Origin of the sequence: Pseudomonas sp. NPDC088885, assembly GCF_044750025.1 — a bacterium.
Classification (GTDB): Bacteria; Pseudomonadota; Gammaproteobacteria; order Pseudomonadales; family Pseudomonadaceae; genus Aquipseudomonas; species Aquipseudomonas rustica.
In genome coordinates, this window is sequence record NZ_JBIVJB010000011.1 from 23211 (window position 1) to 40952 (window position 17742).

Here is a 17742-nt window from a genome sequence, read left to right on the forward strand (position 1 = left end):
AACTCTTCTAGAAGCGGAAAGTGAGGTCGACGAGCAGACGCAGATCGGTCTCCCGATCACCGTCGTAGAGCCGGTTGATCACACTGAACAAACCGCCCACCTCGAACACGTCGTTCCAGGCATAGCGTTGGCCGTAGCCGAGCAAGGCCATGCCGCCGGTGCCGTGATCACGCTGGCTGTACGTCCCCGCGCCGGCCTGGAATTGCTGACTCCAGGACGTTTCGTAGCGGTGGTAGAGGACGTGGTTGACGTTGACCAGCGGCATCACGCTGAAGTCAGATTTCGGGTTGAAGTACGGCACGTCATCGGATTTCGAGTTGTGGCTGGTGCCGACTTCCAGACCGGCATCGACCTGAATGTTCGGCGCGCTGTAAACGCCCTCGCGGCCCGTGAGCAAGGCTTCGACACGATCGTTGCCGTCGCTGAAGTGCGACGGGCTCACCGACAGGCGCCACTCGCGGCTTTCGTTGGCGCGCCAGCGGATGAAACCGCTGCCGCCGTTGGCCTTGATGTCGCTGTTGAGCGCGCGCAGCGGTGTTTCCGCCGAGAGGTATTCGAGGCTGCCGCCGTACTGCCAGTGGTCGTTGATGTCGCGGGCGATCGCCAGACGCGCGCCCTGTTTGTCGCCGTAGCCGTAATCGTGATTGGAGACTTCGGCTTCGAGGGTCATGTCGCGGGTGCGCCGCTCCAGACCGACACGCTGGAAGCGATGGTTGCCGGTGCCTTCGGCAAAATCGCCGGTGGCGTAACCGACGCCCGCAAACACACGCCAATCGTCATCAATCGGCGGGCTGTAAATCGTGCTTTGAATACCGAAATCGCGGCTGCCACTGACGGCGCCTGCACCGCTGCTGCCGCCACCGTTGGCCTTGCCGCCGTAGGCTTCGACGCGCAGTTCGGACATGTCGTGAACTTCACGTTCACGGGCCAGACGCTGCACCTGGCGGTTGTCCGGATAGCGCGCGACGACGTCATCGGTCAGCGCATCCATCTGCCGCCATTCCTGCAATTCCATCGCGGTGTGTGCCTGACCGATTTCCAGGCCCATGTCGCGCGGCACCATGCTCTCGGTTTCCTTGAGCTGCATTTCTGCGCGGCGTGGCCAGTTGCGGGCCAGGTACAAATCGGCCTGGGCCAGACGCAAACCAGTATTGCCCGGCGCCTGATCGACCAATGTTTGAAGGCTTTGTTCGCCGTGGGGCAGATCGGAACTGTAGGTGCCGGCCTGCGCCGCCAGTTGTTGCGCGTCCATCCATTCATCGTTCGGGTTGCCGACTGGCAAGCCCTTTAGCTCGATGCGCGGACGCTGCGATTTGGCGGCGTCTTCGGCGACTTTGCGCGCCTCGTCGGCACGGTCACTTTCCAGCAACGCGTAATACAGCGCGGTGCTGTCTTCGAGGCGGTTGCCGACGTCGGCATCCGGCGCGGCAAGCACTTGGCGATACAGGTCGGTGGCGATTTCCGGCTCACGCTGATCGAGATAAGACGCCGCGACCCAACGCAATGCGTAGGTCGGAATTTTCACGCCTTCGGCTTGCAGCTTTTGATATTCAGCGATGACGTCGGCGGTGCGCGCGCGAGCCTTGAGCGCGCCCATGCGGTCGATGCGCCAGCGGGTCACGTCTTCCTTGGCGCTGGCGTCCGGCGTCCAGGTGGCGAGGAGTTTGTCGTAGTCAGCCAGCGCACGATCGGCGATGACGTAGCGTTCCTTTTCACTGCGACTGGCCATTTCGGCAAGACGCACACGCTCAGCGGCCAGATCACCTTCGAGGCGACGCAGCGTGACCGGATCAATCAGACCCGGACGTTGGTTGGCCAGGCGCAGCGCGGGCTCTGGCAGACGGGCCTTTTGCAGCGCGACCACATATTCACGGGCAACTTCCGGTTTGTTGCCGGCGCGAATAAAGGCCTGATCGTATTCGAACAGCGCGTCGTACTGTTTGCCCGCGCGATTGAGTGCGTAGCCCAGCGCGAGGCGGCGTGCAGGGTCATCGGGTTTGGCAGCCACCAGCGCTTGGGCGCGGGTCACGGCTTGGTCGGGTTTACCGCCATCCGCTTGCGTCAGGGCCAGGCCCAGTTGCAGGTCGGCGTTATCCGGCTCCAGCGCGAGGGCCTTGTTGTAGACCTGAGTCGCCTGATCCCAACGCTTGAGATTGCGATAGGCACGCGCGGTGGCGGTCAGTGCCTGCACCGGCAGCACGCGGTCGCGGCCCTGGGTTTCATAGACTTGCACGACTTCGGCGTCGAGCCCGGCCCAACTGGCGATTTGCAGGTGATCGCTAATCTGCCCGGTGGTCGACTGACCCGCCGGCACCTGACGCAACACCGTCAGCGCAGGCGTGTACTGCCCGGCCCGGGCATCGCGCACCATCTGATCATAGGGTGTGTCGGCAAACGCCATGACCGGCCAAAGCAATTGGCTGCACAGCGCGACACGGAACAACGGGCGTAAACCACGATGCAATACGGGAACATCAATACGCGGCATTCGTCAGCATCCTTACATGGCCAGCCGGGTCGCAATGCCCTCCTTGCCCATTCGTAACGGTGGCCGAAACTGACAGCCTCGGCCAAGCTTAGTCAGGCAGTCTTGCACGCAAGCGTAGACCAGTATCGAGAACACAATAATTGTTCAGAATCGTCAGGGCGGTTCTGCCAGCACATCAAAAACCCAAACCCCAGACAGCAAAACGCCCGGCGTCTGTGCGGTACAGAGGCCGGGCGTTGCTATTAAGCGCGCAGAATTACTGCACTTGCGTGACGCCGCCGAACTTGCTCATCAGGAAGCCGACAAACTGCTCAACGGTCATCTTCTGGCCGTTGAATTCGACCTGATTGGCCGCGTAATGCAGCTTGGTCACGACGTTGCTGCCGTCGACGACGGCCAACTGCGAACCGACCGCCATGCCGGCGAACATGTCGGCCGCTTCCTTGGACTGATCAACGATCGCTTTAGCATCGGTCTGGCCGTCGAGTTGCGCCTGCACGCTGAGCAGATCAATCAGCATCGGCTTCGACACCTGAATGTTCAGGTCGAGCAGCGCGATCAGTTGTTTGGCCAGTTGATCCGGTGGCAGATCCATCGATTGCGGCTTGGTCAGGTCAATCACCAGATTGGCCTTGCTCTCACCGTTGGCGGTGTTGAACGAGAGGTTTTCCAGCGCAAATTGCGGGCCGGCAGCCAGCAGTTTTTGCAGATCGGCTTTGACTTGCGCGTCTTCCGCTTCGGTCAGGTTCAGCTCTGGCGCTGGCAAGCCTTGCGCGGCAGCCTCGGCGGCGGCTTTTTCGTACGGCTGCAGCTTGGTCTGGTAGATCTGCATCAACGACAGGGTCGACGGGATGTCGAGGTTTTTCAGGCTCATGGCCAGGTTCGCCGAGCCGATTTTCTTGTCGTTGAACGACACTTCGCCAATCTTGTAGTCGGCGCGACCGGAGGCGTTGCTGCCGTTTTCTTCGGTGAGGTTCTTCATTTCGAAGTTCTTCACGCCGAGCACCGACTGCTTCGGCCCGAAGGTCGATTTGCTGCTGGTCAGCTCGATGGTGTTTTCGCCGGTGTAATAGCCGTAGCTGCTTTTGGCGAGGTTGCTGGCCAGGGTCAGACCGTTGAGTTCGATCTGTACCGGCGCCTGATCTTCAGCCACGGTCACCAGTTTCAGGTTGTCCATGTAGCCGTTGGCCTTGACCTTCTGCGCCTTGGCGTTGGCGGCGATGTCCATGTTCAGGCCGGAGAATTTCAGGCTCGATTTGTCGTCCAGCGCGGTTTCAAACGGCACCAGTTCGAGGGTGCTGTTGGTCGATTCGTCGTAGCCGATGCTGGTCACGCCTTTGAGCGGCGCGGCGCCTTTGGTCGCGGCAAACCATTTTTCGGTGGCGGCGTTCTTTTCCAGCTCGTAGTTGCTGGTGGCCATGACCGGCAGCCATTTCAGCGACAGCAGACGCGAGAACGGCAGCGGGCCGTGTTCGATGTGGTCAACGAAGAGCAGCTCGACCGGCGCGTCGCCGAACATCTCGCCTTCACCTTTCAGGCGATAGTGCGCGGTGCTGGTGAAGGTGTGGCGATCCAGCGACACCAGTTCCAGCGACGCGGTGCCGTTGGAGCCGGCCATGGCGGTTTGCAGTTCTTTGTTGGCGTTGCTGACGGCGTCGTTCAACACGCCTTCGATTTTGGTCCCGGTGTACCAGGCCCCGCCTACGCTGATCGCGCCGATGGCAACAACAATTCCGAGAAGCACGCCTGCTGATTTATTCATGAATGACCTGATCGATTTCCGTGGCTGTGAGTGTGGTCGTCTTCCCTGAACCCGTGACCGGGTTGCGGCTCGACTTCGCTTAATTCAGCGGTGGAGATTAGCACCGGGCGCGGGAAGTGACCCAATGATTAAAGGTGAAAGAGTGTCTAAGGGGATTGTGGACAGCGGTCAGGCTTGAAGAGTTTCGCTGTTTTTGAAGGCGCTATCGCGAGCAGGCTCACTCCTACAAGGGGAACGCACTCCAAATGTAGGAGTGAGCCTGCTCGCGATGAGGCCGGTAGATTCAACAGAGAATCAGGAATACTGAACCTCAATCTCATCCAGCTGATGATCAAAGCTCTTCAGCCGCGCCGTCCAGGTATAAACGAGCACTTCAAAATCCCGATCGATCACCGCCCCACCCGGCCCATCGGCGCGCGGATCACAGAAATCCAGCTGATAACGCTCACGGGCCATGGCCGTGGCGACATCGGAGAGTTCGCGGGCGTTGTTGAGCCAGTGCCAGCCCTCGCCATCAATCTGCTTGTCGAGTTCCAGACACTGTTTTTTCAGCGCTTCGAGGCTTTTTTCCAGCGGCGTGCCGGTGAGTTCGCCCATGACTTCGGCGAACGTTCGGCCCGGTTGCCAGTAGCTGCCCCAGAAATACCGGTCGAACACGGTTTCGACCCGGCGCAGGGCGACTTTGGTGTCCCAGATCAGCACCCGCGTCTTGCCTTGTTCGAGCTGGCGTTTTTTCACCCGCTGAACCTGGATCGACGCCCACGCCACACCAACGATCGCCATGACCGCGATCAGCGCCGTCACGCTGTCGAGAAAGATCATGGCCTTGTCGATCTGATGGGCCAGCATGATGCCGTAGAAATAGGTGGCCGACAGCAGCACCAGCGCTGCGAGGGCGCACCAGAAGCCGAGAGCGTAAGGGTTTTTCATTATTGGTTTCCCCTAGACCAGCGCTAGCAATGTGCGCTGGAAGGGTGCTTTGCACGGGGCGCCCTTCCAACACTTCAAAGCATAGCAACGGCCTCAGGGTTTGCCGGGGCTTGGAGCGTGCGTTCGTCCGCTTTCCCAACCGCCGCCGAGGGCGAGGAACAAATCGATCTGGCTCATCGCAACTTGAGTGTTGGCGGCGGCCAGTTGCGCGGTGACATCGGTGTAGGTGCGGGTCGCTTGCAGATCCGCCAGGAACGACTCGCGGCCGGCCTGGAAGAAGCGGTGCGTCTGGTCGGCGGCGAGTTTCGCCGACTGCTCGGCATCGGCCAGTGCATCGCGGCGTTGCAGCAGCGCGCTGTACTGCGCGAGGCCGGTCTGGGTTTCGCGAATGGCGTTGAGCACCACGCCGTCGAAGTGCGCCAGCGCGCCTTGGGTGGTCGCTTCGGCTTCACGGATGCGCGCACGGGCGCCGTTGGTCGGCACTTTCCAGCTCAGCGACGGGCCGAAACCCCAGCGATTGGTTGACGGATCACCGAGGTCATCGAGAATACCGACGGTGCCGATGGTCGCGCCGATGCTGATGTCCGGGTACAACTCGCCAGTGGCGACGCCGATCCCGGCAGTCGCAGCGGCCAGACGCCGTTCAGCCTGACGAATGTCCGGACGACGTTTGAGCAGTGCGGCACCGTCACCGACCGGCACCAGTTGAGCGATTTTCGGCAGCTCGGCGCAGGTCGCGGTGCCTGCTGGCAATTGATCGACCGGTTTCGCCAGCAGCATCGACAGTCGGAACAACCCGGCCTGACGCGCTGCTTCATAACGCGGCATGTCGGCGCGCAGGGATTTGAATTGGGTTTGCGAACGAGTGACCTGGGTTTCGTCGCCACGGCCGGCGTCGCGCAGACGCTGGATCAGCGTGGTGCCTTGCGATTGCAGGTCGAGGGAATGCTGAGCGATTTCGCGTTCTTCGTTGGCCGCGCAGACTTGCGTGTAAGCGCGAACCACGTCTGCGACCAAGGTGATGCGTGCGGTGTCAGCGGCGGCTTGAGTGGCATCGGCGTTGGCCTTGGCGCCTTCGATGCCGCGCTGCAAGGTGCCCCACAGATCGAATTGGTAAGAAGCGCTGATGCCGATGTCACCGATATTGGCCACCGGGACTTTTTCCGGCAGCAAAAACGCCTGTCCGGATTCCTGCAAACGCTCAGCGCCCATTTTCACGCCAGCGCTCCAGCCACCGGCCGCTTCGGCTTCATCGACCTGAGCGCGGGCGCGTTGCAAATTAGCCGCCGCAACACGCAGATCGGTGTTGGACGCCATCGCTTGCTGCACCAGTTGATCGAGGCGCGGGTCTTTATACAGTCGCCACCAATCCGCCGGCACCGGCGCCGAGACCACAGGCTTACCGTCGACAGCCAGTTCGCCCTGAAAATCCTTGCGCTGAACCGCCGAATTCTCAGGCACGTGATAGTCCGGCCCGACCATCTGACACGCCGACAGCATCACGCCCAACCCGGCGATCATCAGGGCCCTGCTCATTGCGCGGGCTCCTGCTTTTTATCGTCGACCTTCGAGTCTTCGATGATCGATACCGTGGCAGTGCGCCCGGCGATCATGCGGAAATCTTCCGGCACGTCATCAAAGGCAATCCGCACTGGAATCCGCTGCGCCAGCCGCACCCAGCTGAACGCCGGGTTGACGTTGGGCAACAGGTTGCTGCCGCTGGTGCGGTCGCGGTCTTCGATGCCGGCGACGATGCTTTCGACATGCCCGCGCAGTTTGGCGCGGTCGCCGATCACACGGATATCCACCGACTGACCGACATGAATGCCGTCGAGTTTGGTCTCTTCGAAATAGCCGTCGATGTGGAACGAATTGCTGTCGACCACCGACAACACCGGACGCCCGGCGGTGACGAATTCCTGCGGACGCGGCGCGCGGTCGTTGACGTAGCCGTCGACCGGACTGCGAATCACCGAGCGATCAAGATTGAGCTGGGCGCTGTCCACCGCAACCGTGGCTTCGGCCAGTGCCGATTGCGCACGGGCCACACGCGACTGGCTTTCTTCCAGTTGCTCGGCCGGCACCAGGTTACCGAGGCCACGGTTACGTTTGGCTTCGCGCTGGGCCTGAGCGAGGGTTTCCTCGCGATCAGCCACAGCCGCTTTGGCCTGACGCAGGGCCAGTTTGAAGCGATCCTGGTCGATGCTGAACAGCACCTGGCCGCGCTTGATCAACTGGTTGTCTTTCACTTCAACCTGCTGGATCAACCCGGACACGTCCGGGGCGATCTGAATGATGTCGGCGCGAATGTGGCCGTCACGGGTCCACGGCGCGAACATGTAATACATCACCATGCGCCAGACGAGGACAACGGCAAAAGTCACGATCAGCAGGGTCAGTACCACGCGACCGATGGTCAAAAACGGTTTTTTCATGTCATCAGGTATCGACTGAGTGAGTCCACGCCGTACAGAAGTACCGCGTAGAGCGCCACGTTGAACAATGCCCGGTGCCAGACCAGACGGTAAAAGTGCACGCGCGTAAGCACGGCATGCACCAACAAAAACAGCACATAAGTGATGCCCATCAACACCAGCAAGGTCGGCAGGAAAATGCCGCTGATGTCCAGATCACCGATCATAGGGGCGCTCCATCGGGCAGCGGTTCTTCGGGCTCGGCGCTGGAAACGAATTCGACGCCGGGCAGCAACGCCAGACGCAAACCGCTCAAGGCGTGCAACAGGTTTAGCCGGGTTTCATCATCGCCGTGACCATTGAGTGCGCGGCGGGTGCGATCCAGAGTCATCAGCAACGGCGCAGGCGCCGGCAAGCGTTCGCCGGCCTTGAGGCAAGCGCGGAAATACTCACCGACTTCACTGACCACTTGCTGCAACAAAGCGTTCGGTGCGCCGGTGACCCGTGGCGTGTAGGCGAGCAAATCGAGCAGGTTCAGACCGACGCGCACTTCGCGCATGGCGATGCCGGTGTCCTGCCCGGTGAGGGCCAGACGCGGCAGGTGCTGCATCAGCCGATCGAGCAACTGCACACCCAGTTTGCGGTGCTCGGCGAGGTTGGCCGGCTCGGTCATGTGCACGATGTCTTTCCAACTGAAACGGGTCAGGCGTTTCGCTGCCAATTCGGCACCAAACGGCCGCGCCACCAGCGTCCAGATAAACGCGAACAGCAGACCGATCGGACCCGCCAGGTTGGAGTTCACGAAAGCGAAAAAGTCCGCATCGTAAGCGCCCTGAATACTGATGAACGACGAGGTGTTGACCAGCGTCAGCAGCATGCCGAGGTAGAAGCGCGGCTGCACCGTCAACGTGCCGACGCAGATAAACGGGATGGAAAACGCCAGCACCAGCATCGGGAAGTCGTGCAGGTTGGGCAGAATCAAAAACAGATAAAGGCTGGCGAACAGTACCGACATGCCAGTCCAGAAAAAGAACCGGTAAATCTGCGGCGCCGGGTCGTCCATCGAGGCGAAGAAACTGCACGCCACCGCCGCCAGAATCACCGCGCTGCCGCCGTCCGGCCAGCCGAGCAGAATCCACAGCACCGAGGCGGTGATGATCGCCAGAATGGTCGAAGCCACCGAGTAGAGCATCAGCCCACGGTCGATAAACGGTGTCAGCCGACCCAATCGCCAATGGCGGTAAACCGCGCGCCAGTTGTCTTGGCGCTCGCAGACAATCGCGTCCTGCAGGCTGCGGCAGTCCTGCCACAAATCGATGAATTCACCGAGCCGGTAGATCGAGTTGGAGAACAACAGTTGCCGGCGATCTTCCAGTGCTTCGGCACTCGGTTGCAGGGCTTCGAGCTGATCTTTCAGCGCTTGCCAGCGGTCGAGATCGGCGTCTTCATGACCGAGCCATTCGCGGGTCGCGACGAGCAGCGGTTCGAATTTTTCCACCAGCTCAGGCGTGCGCCGTTCGAGGGCGTAGAGCGAATCTTCCAGCGCATCGATCACCGGTAATAGATGAATCATCCGCCCGCGCAATTCTTTGGTGTTGCGCACGGTTTGCGGTCGCGAGCCTTCGTGGGGCAACTGGCCGATCATCAATTCGAGGCTGTTGAAGTTGGCGACCATGGCCATGCGCAGCGCGGTGACTTCTTCGGGCTGCACGTCGCGACTGAGGAATTTCAGGCTGTAGGTGGTTGCGTCGGCGAACCACTTGCTCACGGCGTCGTTGAACACCGGCGCCAAGCGTCGCGGCCAGAACATTGCGCCGACCACGGCGGCGACAGCGATGCCGAGGAAAATCTCTTCCGTGCGTGCTTCGGCCACGTCCCACACCGCCAGCGGGTTATCCACCACCGGCAAGGCAATCAGCGGCAAGGTGTAACCGGCGAGCATCAATGCGTAGCTGTTGGCGGTGCGCAAATGCAGGGACATGAACAACAGAATCCCCGTCCACAGCGCGATGACCACCACCAATACATACGGGCTCTGCACGAACATCGGCACGAAAAATACCGCCGCTGCCGCACCGAGAAAGGTGCCAATCGCACGGTATAACGCTTTCGAGCTGGTCGGCCCGAGGAACGGGCTGGAGACAATGTACACCGTCGCCATCGCCCAATACGGACGTGGCATTTGCATAAGCAAGGCGATGTACAGCGCGATCATCGACGCTGCAAAAGTCCGCACCCCGTAGAACCAGTCCCGGGCCGGCGGAATGCCGGAGAAAAAACCGTTCAAGAATTAACCACCAATGGCGGGTTGGCCGCCTCAAAAGCTCTGAGTACCCGAAGCGTAGCTTCCAGATCGCTCTGGTCGATGCCCTCAAGCACTTCATGACGCAGACGCACCAGTTCGATCTCCACCGCTTGCACCAGTTCACGACCGGAGTCGGTCAGGCTCAAGCACTTGGCGCGGCGATCGTGGGCATCTTCGGTACGGCAGACGTAACCCGAATGACACAACTGATCGAGCAGACGCACCAGCGACGGACTTTCCATCCCGGCCGCTTGCGCCACCTGCACCTGCCGCACGCCCTCGCCCAAACGCCCGATCATCAAGAGCGGCACGGCGCAGGCTTCGGAGATTCCATAGTTGACCAGCGTGGTCTGGCAGATCTTCCGCCAATGCCTGGCGGCCACCACCATGGCACTGCTGATGTTCATCTGGAGAGCGTCGAGGGAATCGGACACGGGGAATGCACACTGTTAGTTTGCTAACTATCAATATCGCATTGGAGGGGAATTTCAGTCAAGTTTTGAAACAAATTGCCTATTCGGGCGGAGAAAATCTCTCCGAAAAAAATCACTCAGCGTTTTTTAGCATTCTCATAAACGCTACTGCGTTCCCGTTTGCCGACCGCAACAACGGAAACGACCACGCGCTCGTCGATCACTTGATAAACCAAGCGATAGCCGCAAGCCTTCAATTTGATTTTGTAACAGTCCGGCATCCCATGCAGCGCATCGGCAGGGACTCTAGGCAGATTCAAGCGTTCGCCCAGCTTCTTTTTGAATTGCTCTCGTAGTGTATGACCCAACTTGTTCCATTCTTTGTGAGCAGATGGCAGGAATTCGAGCTTATAAGTCATCCAGGCTTACCGAAATAGGCGTCTCGTGGCTGCGGGCGCGAACAATTTCAGCAAGCTCCAGATCGTCAAGCCGCTCCATCATTGCTTCGTATACATCCGCTGGAACCATGTAGCCCATAACGCGATTGTGGTTGAGAACCGCCACAGCTCCACCATGCGCGCCGTTCAGCACGGCAGAAGGGTTTTTCTTTAACTCGGAAACACTGACAGCCATATCGGCGAGAACACTTTGCATAATAAAAGACCTCAATTGAGGTCGTGATTTTGGTCTATTTTTTTAACTGCAACAACCATGGCTTTGTGTTGAATGACCAGAGGTCACCGGTACTAGCCCTGGCGCCCCTTGCGCAACATCACATTCAACTGATCCACCACCTCCGCCCAATCGGCATCATCCAGAATCTCATCGCGTAAAAACTGCGACTGGCTCTCCGTCCAGAAGAACGCATCGGCCAAGTGCAGCTCGGGTTTAAGCGGGGAATGGGTGGCGATGAATTGGTCGATGCTGACCGGGTCGTTGTCCAGGCCGAGTTGTTTGAAGAGAGATGGGAGGCTGTGATTTGGGTTTTCCATTGCAGTGATCCTTGGGAATTAGCGGTGAATGGAAGATCATTCGCGAGCAAGCCCGCTCCCACATGAGTACGAGGTGATCACAGATTTTGTGCCCACCTGAGAACCCCTGTGGGAGCGGGCTTGCTCGCGAAGGCGTCAATGAAAACGCCACAAAATCCTAATGACTCAACTCCCGCACCTCAGCATGCGGCACCATCTTCAGAAACTCCGGCATGCTCATGTGCAGCAGATAATTGTGGTTGCCCGCCTCCAGATAAATATCTTTCTGCCGCGTCAGCAACGGGTCGATGACCATGTCCAGCCCGTAGGAATCACCCAATGGCGGCACCGCGCCGCGTTCGCAGTCGTCAAAAATATGCGCCAGATTGCTTTCGCGGGTCAGTTGCCATTCGCCGCTGTTGCGCACTTTGCTCAAGTCCAGATAACGGCTGGCCGGCAGCACGGCCATTAGGTAATGCCCGTGGTGGTCGTCGAGGATGATCGATTTGGCCACTCGTTCCGCTGGCACGCCGGCGACGCGCGCGGTTTCCAGGCTGCTCGATGAATGTCGATGAGCAACGACGTCATATTCGCAATGCGCCCGGGTCAGGCTGCTTTGCACCTTTTTTGCCATTCGCATGATGCACCTCGGTGTCGCGCGGAAGGTGGTTGCTGTGTTTTGAGTCTAGTTCGACGGGCCGCTGACGAAGGGAAATCCGCTCACCGGACACATCCGCACATTGATCAAAATTCATCCAGAGCAACCCTCAACTAGACTGAAAGAAACCGCCACTGACGCTCATGGAGAGTCACGTGAACAGCCGATGTTGTGCCTTCGCCTTGCTCCTGCTGACAAGCGCATCCGCCTTCGCCGCCGACACCTCATTGCCAGCGATGAGCCCGGTCGGTCTGTGGCTGATCACGCTGGGCATCGTGTTTCTGATCGCCGAAGCCGCGCTGCCCAACTACGGGGTGATCGGTCTGGGCGGGATCATCATGTTCGTCATCGGCGCGCTGATTCTGAGCAATGCCGAACTGCCGGTGCCGATGATGATCGGCCTCGGTTTGATCAGCGCTGTGCTGTTGATCGCTTTGCTGATTCGCGCGCTGAAAACCCGCCCACGCCACGCCGTCAGTGGCGATGCCGGACTGCTCGGCAGCGTCACCGCGATCACCACCGTACAACCGGGAGACGCGCATAACGGCTGGATTCAACTGCAAGGCGAACGCTGGCAAGTGCTCTGCGCCACACCGCTGCAAACCGGGCAATCGGTGCGCGTAGTGGCTCGCAAGGGATTGATGCTGGAAGTGGCCGCGACTGACGCGGCGCCGCTCGGAGAGTGATCATGGGTCTGCAAATCGGTTTTGTTGCGCTGCTGTTGTTGGTCATCGCCCTCGCCGGCTCGACGTTCCGCATCCTGCGCGAATACGAGCGCGGTGTGGTGTTCCAGCTCGGACGTTTCTGGCAGGTCAAAGGCCCGGGCCTGATCCTGCTGATTCCGGTGGTGCAGCAAATGGTTCGGGTCGATCTACGCACCGTCGTCCTCGATGTACCGCCGCAGGACGTGATCACTCGCGACAACGTGTCGGTGAAGGTCAACGCGGTGTTGTATTTCCGCGTGCTCGATCCGCAGAAGGCGATTATTCAGGTCGAGGATTATCTGTCGGCCACCAGCCAGTTGGCGCAGACCACTTTGCGCGCGGTGCTCGGTAAACATGAACTGGATGAATTGCTGGCCGAACGTGAGCAGTTGAACATCGACATCCAGCAAGTGCTCGACGCGCAAACCGATGCCTGGGGTATCAAGGTCGCCAACGTCGAAATCAAGCATGTCGACCTTAATGAATCGATGGTGCGCGCCATCGCCAAACAGGCCGAAGCCGAGCGGGAACGGCGGGCCAAGGTGATCCACGCTGAAGGTGAGTTGCAGGCGTCGGAAAAACTGATGCAGGCTGCGGAAATGCTTGGCCGTCAGCCTGGGGCGATGCAGTTGCGGTATATGCAGACGCTGAGCTCCATTGCCGGCGACAAGAGTTCGACGATTGTTTTTCCGTTGCCGATTGAGTTGCTCAAGGGGATGGCGGATTTGTCGGGGAAATCTTGAGGAGCGAAAGATCGCAGCCTGCGGCAGCTCCTACAGGATTAGTCTGCGCGGGGTTTGGGGGTGAGCAGGCGCGCTTTTATGCCTCCAGCGTGGATTTCAGCGCTGGGCTGCCAAGGCGTCGGCAGCGGTGAAAATTCTTCCGGGCCATCGAAGGTTCCGACCAGCCAGACTCGGCCACCGCTTGGCAGTTCGGCCAGGCTGTCCAGATATACATCCCGATTGACCAGCGTGCCAAAGCCGTATTCGTTCGGCCGCGTCGTCTGCCCATCTGCTGTCGGTGGCGTGTAGAGGCGGATCTGCGCGCCGGTGCGATCGTAATAAACGTAACTCAGGTACCAGAGCATGTCGCTGGTGATGATCCGGTCACCCGGCAGGAAATGTTGATTGACGTAATTTACGACGCGATCGAGCTGATCATTGCTGTCGACATTGGCGTTGTTACTGAGACCGACCAGCTCCACACCGATCAATGAAACCAGCACCGCCAGTGCAAACAACCGTGCGCGACTGTACAAGCGGTCAACGGCCATTGCCGCCAGCATCGGCAAACCGAGGGCGTACGCCGTCAGGTAGCGCTCGATGAACACCGGGGTGATGAGCGACACCGCGAACACCAGCATTAGCGGCAGTCCGGTGTACAACGCCAGGAGAATACTTCCGCGCGACACACTGCGGTCGCGCATCACCGCGACAACCGCCAGTGCCAACAACGCCATCGGCAGCGCGACGAAAACCAATATCGGCAGGCTCTCGCCATCGTCCTGAATCAGCCACGACCAGATCATCGACGGCAGAGAACTCAAGGTCACCGCCGGCTCCCAGCCCACATCGCCGCCCGCCTTGAGTTGTTCCATGTGCTGCATCAAGTCGAGCAGATTGGGCAGCCAAGGCAGGTACAACGCGACGATCGCCAGATTCGCCAGCCACCAGTTCCAGCGCTGAATATGCCGGAACCGGTAACCGCGCTGGACGCGAATCACGATCAGGTAAAGCCAGTGACACAACGCCGCGAGCACGGCGAAGTAATGGGTGTACAACGCGGCGCTCATCAACAGCGTATAAACCACCAGATAGCGGTGCCGTTGCGGGCGTCGGATCCAGTACACCAGCGCCACACTCGCGGCGATCAGCAACAGGCCAAGCAGCGCATACATGCGCACTTCCTGGCTGTAGCGCACCGCTGTCGGCAGCAGCGCCAACAGCAAACCGGCGACGAAAGCGGCGCGGCGAGTGGCCAGACGATCAACCAGCCAGATGCCCATCCCGACCGCGGCGATGCCCGCCAGTGCACTCAGACAGCGGATCGCGAAAATGCCGTCACCGAACAGTTCGATCCAGCCATGCAGCAGCATGAAGTAAAGCGGCGGATGCACATCGAAGGCTGCGTGCTTCCAGATTTCGCTCAGCGAATAGCGCGCCAGTAGCAGGCTGGAACCTTCATCGCCCCAGATCGCCGCCGCCGTCAGATCATAAAATCGCACGAACGCGGCCAGCGCCAGCAGGGGCCACAGCCAGTGTTCTTTGACCCAGCGCACCAGCCACCGCGTGCCGAACCAGGAGCCGGGTGCGGCAAAGGGGTCTTGGGTGTCGCCGACCGGCGTGACTCTGTTAGCCGCCATTGCTTCCTCATGCCACGCCACGGCGCCACGAAAGTATGGCGTCGAAACCTGCCACTCACTTTAGGTCAGCCACAGCGCAACCGTCGATGAAGGTTTAGCGTTTCACGACACCCGGCGATGCGGCGGCCACTTCCCCCGCCGGATACACCGACTCCCAGCCCCCACCCAGCGCTTTGTACAACCCGACCATCGCCAACGAAACGCCGGTCGAGCTTTCCACCCACTGTTCCTGCGTCGCCAACAAAGCACCCTGCACCGTCAGGACGTTGACGAAATCGACCACGCCTTCGACGTATTGCTGTTGCGCAGTGCGCAGGGCGATCTGGTTCTGGCGTACGGCTTCGGCGAGGCTGTCGCGGCGGCGTTGGCTGGCGTTGTAAGCAGTCAGTTGATCGTCGATTTCGTGCCAGGCACGCAACACAGTCTGCTGATAAGCGACGGCGGCTTCCTGCTGTTGGGCTTCGCGCAATTGCAGCACACCGCGCAGACGACCGCCGTCGAACAGCGGCAAGCTGAATTGCGGGCCGATGCCGAACGCGCGCGAGCCCCACGATCCGAAATCACTGAGCTGCATGGCTTGCGAGCTGAGGTTGCCGGACAAGGTGATGCGCGGATAGAAATCGCCTTTGGCGACGCCGATATTGGCGGTAGCGGCGTGCAGGCGCGACTCGGCCTGACGGATATCCGGACGCCGTTCGGCCAGTTGCGACGGCAGGCCGATGGCGACTTGCAGCGGCGACTGCGGCACGGCAGCATCTGTGGATAACTCTTTGGCCAAGGCTTGCGGTGGTTCACCCATCAACAGGCTGATCGCGTTGATCAGTTGCGATTGGCGTTGCTCCAGCGCCGGTAAGCGCGATTCGATGGCAGCCACTTGCGCGGCGGCTTCGGCGACGTCCAGATCAGTCGCGACGCCGTCGGCCAGACGCAGCTGCGAGAGGTTCAGGCTGTGTCGGGCGACGTCGAGGTTTTGCTCGGTGACGGCGCGGGTGTTTTGTATGCCGCGCAACTGAATGTAGTTTTGCGCGGTATCGGCGAGCACGGCCAGCAGCACGCCGCGACGGTCGTTTTCGGCGACTTCGAGATTGGCGTCAGCGGCTTCGGTTTCGCGGCGCACGCGCCCCCAGAAATCCAGCTCCCACGAGGCGGAGAAACCGGCGTCCCAGAGGTTGAAGGCGGAATCACCGTCGAGTCCGGATGGATCGCTGAGGCCTTTGCCGCTGTTGCGTTCGCGGCCGTAACTGCCGGTGGCGGCGGTGTTCGGGTAGCGGTCGGCGCTGATGACCTGGCGTGAAGCACGGCTTTGTTGCAGGCGGCTGCTGGCCAGTTGCAGGTCGAGGTTGCTCTTCACCGCACGTTGGGTCAGCGTGGAAAGTTGCGGGTCGTGGAAGACTTCCCACCAGCGTTCGTTGAGGGGTTCGCTGACGGCTTGGCTCGGGGCTGATTTGGCGGGTTTGGCCCAGTCGCTGATTTGTGTGGCTTGGGGTTTTTGGAAGTCTGAGCCGACGGTGCAGGCGGTGAGACTTGCCATGAGCAAGGCACTTAACGTGAGTTGCTGCCACTGGCCTCTTCGCGAGCAGGCTCGCTCCCACATTTTGGAATGCGTTCCCCCTGTGGGAGCGAGCCTGCTCGCGAAGGCGTCGGTGCGGTCAACACTGTTCATCGCTGAGTTACCTCACGCACAGACTTCGCCGAACTCGCGGTATCAATCCGCGCCTCCACCGACATGCCCACCCGCAACCGCTCAGCCAACGGCTGACCCGGTTCGAGCATGATCTTCACCGGAATCCGCTGCACGACCTTGGTGAAGTTACCCGTGGCGTTGTCCGGCTTCACCGCTGCAAACGTCACACCCGTGGCCGGCGCAATGCTTTCGACGCGACCGCTCAAGGCTTCACCGCCCAGGCTGTCGACACGCACCTGCACGGCTTGCCCCGGCTGCACATCCGTCAACTGAGTCTCCTGAAAATTCGCAACCACATACGCCTGCTGCAACGGCACCACCGCCAGCAATTTGCTGCCCGGCGTTACATAGGCGCCGACGCGCACCGCGCGCTCGCCGATCATGCCGTCCTGCGGCGCGGTGATACGTGTATAGGAAAGCTCGAAACTGGCGATTTCCAACGCCGCTTGTGCGTGTTTCAGACTGCCTTCGGCGGCATCACGTTGGGCGGTCAGAATGTCGACTTGCTTGCGTTCCGCTGCCAGTTTCGCGGTGGCGGTGTCGAGGTGCGCCGTCGCTTGATCGATGCGCGTGCGCGCCTGTTGCGCGTTCTGCACAGTGCCGGCACCGACGCCGGCCAGGTGGTTGTAGCGATTTAATTCCTGCTGGGCAAAGGCCATTTCTGCTTTGGCCGACACCACCGACGCCTGCGCCTGAGCGATCACCGAGGTCTGCCGTTCCAGCGTCGCTTTGGCGTTCTGCAACTGCGCCCGCGCCACCAGCGTTTGCGCGTCCGCCGCTTCCGCAGACGCACGCAAATCGCGATCATCAATCAGCGCCAGCAACTGCCCGGCCTTGACGCGCTGGTTGTCTTCGACCAGCACTTCTTTGATAAACCCGGCCACACGCGGCACCACCAGGGTGTAGTCGGCGGAGACGAACGCATCGTTGGTATTTTGCTGGGTGCGTTTACCAAACAGGCCCGGCATCGCCAGATACACCAACACGCCAACGGCCAGCGCGGCGGCCACGGCCACGGCGAGTTTTTGCTTTGCTTGAGTCGTCATAAAAA

17 protein-coding genes are annotated in these 17742 nt (G+C 60.4%); 2 read left to right on the forward strand and 15 right to left on the reverse strand.

All coding sequences use genetic code 11. From position 1 onward, the window contains the following. Positions 1–7: 7 nt before the first annotated feature. The 12 genes from pgaA to ACIP1X_RS08350 form a co-directional block, all read right to left on the reverse strand. On the reverse strand, positions 8–2488 hold the full coding sequence (gene pgaA, locus ACIP1X_RS08295; RefSeq protein WP_400751037.1) for a poly-beta-1,6 N-acetyl-D-glucosamine export porin PgaA: 2481 nt from the start codon (positions 2486–2488) through the stop codon (positions 8–10). A gap of 256 nt (positions 2489–2744) precedes the next feature. Next, positions 2745–4250, reverse strand: coding sequence for a YdgA family protein (locus ACIP1X_RS08300; RefSeq protein WP_400751040.1), 1506 nt, complete (start codon positions 4248–4250; stop codon positions 2745–2747). Between the two features lie 294 nt (positions 4251–4544). After that, positions 4545–5180, reverse strand: a complete 636-nt coding sequence (locus tag ACIP1X_RS08305) for a hypothetical protein (RefSeq protein ID WP_053116453.1) — start codon at positions 5178–5180, stop codon at positions 4545–4547. Positions 5181–5273: 93 nt separating this feature from the next. Then, the gene (locus ACIP1X_RS08310; RefSeq protein WP_212550029.1) at positions 5274–6716 is read right to left on the reverse strand and encodes an efflux transporter outer membrane subunit; all 1443 of its coding nucleotides are present in this window, start codon (positions 6714–6716) and stop codon (positions 5274–5276) included. Then, entirely contained in the window at positions 6713–7615 is a 903-nt protein-coding gene (locus tag ACIP1X_RS08315; protein ID WP_053116451.1) for an HlyD family secretion protein, read from the reverse strand. The genes ACIP1X_RS08310 and ACIP1X_RS08315 overlap by 4 nt, the downstream gene beginning before the upstream one ends. Continuing rightward, positions 7612–7821, reverse strand: a complete 210-nt coding sequence (locus ACIP1X_RS08320) for a DUF1656 domain-containing protein (protein WP_007917703.1) — start codon at positions 7819–7821, stop codon at positions 7612–7614. The genes ACIP1X_RS08315 and ACIP1X_RS08320 overlap by 4 nt, the downstream gene beginning before the upstream one ends. Then, positions 7818–9881, reverse strand: a complete 2064-nt coding sequence (locus tag ACIP1X_RS08325) for an FUSC family protein (protein ID WP_400751044.1) — start codon at positions 9879–9881, stop codon at positions 7818–7820. Before ACIP1X_RS08325 ends, ACIP1X_RS08320 begins: the two co-directional genes overlap by 4 nt. Next, positions 9878–10306 (reverse strand): MarR family winged helix-turn-helix transcriptional regulator, encoded by a 429-nt coding sequence (locus ACIP1X_RS08330; protein WP_159812031.1) that lies wholly within the window; start codon positions 10304–10306, stop codon positions 9878–9880. The genes ACIP1X_RS08325 and ACIP1X_RS08330 overlap by 4 nt, the downstream gene beginning before the upstream one ends. Before the next feature lie 143 nt (positions 10307–10449). After that, complete coding sequence (locus ACIP1X_RS08335) at positions 10450–10731, reverse strand: type II toxin-antitoxin system RelE/ParE family toxin (protein WP_400751047.1); 282 nt, start codon at positions 10729–10731, stop codon at positions 10450–10452. Next, positions 10721–10966, reverse strand: coding sequence for a type II toxin-antitoxin system Phd/YefM family antitoxin (locus ACIP1X_RS08340; protein WP_053116448.1), 246 nt, complete (start codon positions 10964–10966; stop codon positions 10721–10723). The genes ACIP1X_RS08335 and ACIP1X_RS08340 overlap by 11 nt, the downstream gene beginning before the upstream one ends. Positions 10967–11058: 92 nt before the next feature. Next, positions 11059–11304 (reverse strand): DUF2789 domain-containing protein, encoded by a 246-nt coding sequence (locus ACIP1X_RS08345; protein ID WP_212546343.1) that lies wholly within the window; start codon positions 11302–11304, stop codon positions 11059–11061. A gap of 157 nt (positions 11305–11461) precedes the next feature. Then, positions 11462–11923, reverse strand: coding sequence for an aminoacyl-tRNA deacylase (locus ACIP1X_RS08350; RefSeq protein WP_400751051.1), 462 nt, complete (start codon positions 11921–11923; stop codon positions 11462–11464). Positions 11924–12096: 173 nt separating this feature from the next. Between ACIP1X_RS08350 and ACIP1X_RS08355 the strand changes: the two genes are divergently transcribed. Together ACIP1X_RS08355 and ACIP1X_RS08360 are read left to right on the forward strand one after the other, a co-directional pair. Beyond that, positions 12097–12627 (forward strand): NfeD family protein, encoded by a 531-nt coding sequence (locus ACIP1X_RS08355; RefSeq protein WP_400751053.1) that lies wholly within the window; start codon positions 12097–12099, stop codon positions 12625–12627. Between the two features lie 2 nt (positions 12628–12629). Beyond that, a complete protein-coding gene (locus ACIP1X_RS08360; protein WP_007917711.1) occupies positions 12630–13388 on the forward strand; it encodes a slipin family protein in 759 nt (252 codons plus the stop codon). Positions 13389–13426: 38 nt separating this feature from the next. On the opposite strand, the gene ACIP1X_RS08365 is transcribed toward ACIP1X_RS08360, so the two are convergent. The 3 genes from ACIP1X_RS08365 to ACIP1X_RS08375 form a co-directional block, all read right to left on the reverse strand. Further along, on the reverse strand, positions 13427–15007 hold the full coding sequence (locus ACIP1X_RS08365) for a glycosyltransferase family 39 protein (RefSeq protein ID WP_400751055.1): 1581 nt from the start codon (positions 15005–15007) through the stop codon (positions 13427–13429). Positions 15008–15101: 94 nt separating this feature from the next. After that, complete coding sequence (locus ACIP1X_RS08370) at positions 15102–16670, reverse strand: efflux transporter outer membrane subunit (RefSeq protein ID WP_400751058.1); 1569 nt, start codon at positions 16668–16670, stop codon at positions 15102–15104. Beyond that, on the reverse strand, positions 16667–17737 hold the full coding sequence (locus tag ACIP1X_RS08375) for an HlyD family secretion protein (RefSeq protein WP_212550039.1): 1071 nt from the start codon (positions 17735–17737) through the stop codon (positions 16667–16669). Before ACIP1X_RS08375 ends, ACIP1X_RS08370 begins: the two co-directional genes overlap by 4 nt. Positions 17738–17742: the final 5 nt, after the last annotated feature.